At 69.0% G+C, this 1783-nt stretch carries 1 protein-coding gene; it reads left to right on the forward strand.

All coding sequences use genetic code 11. The annotated features are described in order from the left end of the window. Positions 1 to 1783, forward strand: a 1783-nt coding sequence (locus ACIBJB_RS47450; protein WP_398940389.1) for a zinc-binding dehydrogenase, incomplete at both ends; no start/stop codon positions are given.

Genomic DNA, 1783 nt, shown 5'->3' on the forward strand with positions numbered 1-1783 from the left:
TGGTGATGCGCCCGGTGGAGACCGGCCGGCTGGCTGTCCCCGCGCGGGCGGACGGGCTGCATGTACTCGACTGGCACCCCCTGCCAGAACTGACGGCCGGGTCCGAGGCACCGGTGTGGTGGGTGCTGGATCCCGTCGGTGACGCCGCGGGCGTAGCGGAGTCGGTCGCGGCATGTGCCGGGGCGCGGGTGGAGCGGGTGGCCGGGCCGGCTGCGGTGGGTGAGCGGCTGGCCGGCTATGGCTCTGTGGTACCGGATCTGGTGATGCTGGCCGTCAGCGGCGGCGACACCGGCGACACCATCGGCGACAGTGGCGTGGATCTGCCGGGGCGCGCCGGTGAGGTGACCGGTGCGGTGCTTGAGGTGGTCCAGGCATGGCTCAAGATGCAGGAGGACCGGCCCGAGCTCGACGGAGTGCGGCTGGCGGTATGTACCCGAGGAGCCATTGCCGCCGGGGTGCATGAGGACGTTGCGGATCTGGCCGCGGCCGGCGTGTGGGGGCTGGTGCGGAGTGCGCAGAGCGAGCATCCCGGCAGCCTCGTCCTCCTCGATCATGACCTGCCCGCCCCCGGCGACGAGAGCGCCGGCCAGGACCACAGCGGCATACCGCTGCACGCCGCTCTCACCGGCGACGAACCCCAGCTCGCCCTCCGTAGCAACACCCTCACCATCCCCCGGCTCACCTCCACCGAGCCCTCACCGGTACCCGAGGGACGCGACTGGGTGCTGGGCGCAGGTGCCACGGGGAGCTTTGACGACATTGGGTTTGTGGAGTGCGCCGAGGGGCGTGAGCCGCTGAGCGAGGGGCAGGTTCGGCTGTCCATGCGGGCGGCTGGGCTCAACTTCCGCGATGTCGCCGTGACTCTGGGAATGGTGGACGGAGGCGGACGCCTCGGCAATGAGGGTGCGGGCATCGTCCTCGAGGTGGGCCCTGGCGTTACGGAGTTCGCCCCGGGCGACCGGGTGATGGGCCTGGTGCCGGCTGTCGGACCCGTCATCGCCACGGATCACCGCCTGCTGGCTCCCATCCCGAACGGATGGACCTTTGCGCAGGCTGCCACGACAACGACGGTGTTCCTCACGGCGTATCACGCCCTCGTGAAGCTTGCTGATCTGCGGCCGGGCGAAACGGTGCTGATTCACGCGGGCACCGGTGGCGTCGGTATGGCGGCCACACAGATCGCTCAGCACATCGGAGCGCGCGTGCTCGCTACTGCCAGCCCCGCGAAATGGCCGACATTGCGCGGCATGGGAATACCCGACAGCGATATGGCCTCGTCCCGTACGACGGAATTCGAGGAGCAATTCAGCCAGGCCGCGCGTGAGTCCGGCGTCGACGTGGTGCTGAATTCACTGACCGGGGAGTTCATTGACGCCTCACTGCGGCTGATGACGGGGGGTGGCCGGTTCATTGAGATCGGCAAGACGGACGTTCGTGATGCGCGCGAGATAGCCGAGTCGTATCCGGGCTGTGCTTACGAATACTTCGACCTGCTGTCGCTCGATCCGGGCGACATCCAGACCATGCTTCGCGAGCTGCTGCCGCTCTTCGAGGACGGCACGCTTCGCCTGCTGCCCGTGACCGTACGCGACGTGGCCGAGGTGCGTGGCGTGCTCCGGCACATGAGCCAGGCCCAGCACACCGGAAAGCTGGCGCTTCGGATGCCGACGGACTGGAGCGTCGGGACCGTCGTGGTGACGGGTGGGACGGGGTTGTTGGGTGGGTTGGTGGCGCGGTGGTTGGTGGAGCGGTGGGGTGTGGGGTGTGTGGTGTTGGCGAGTCG

Source organism: Streptomyces sp. NPDC050759 (assembly GCF_044456945.1).
GTDB lineage: Bacteria > Actinomycetota > Actinomycetes > Streptomycetales > Streptomycetaceae > Streptomyces.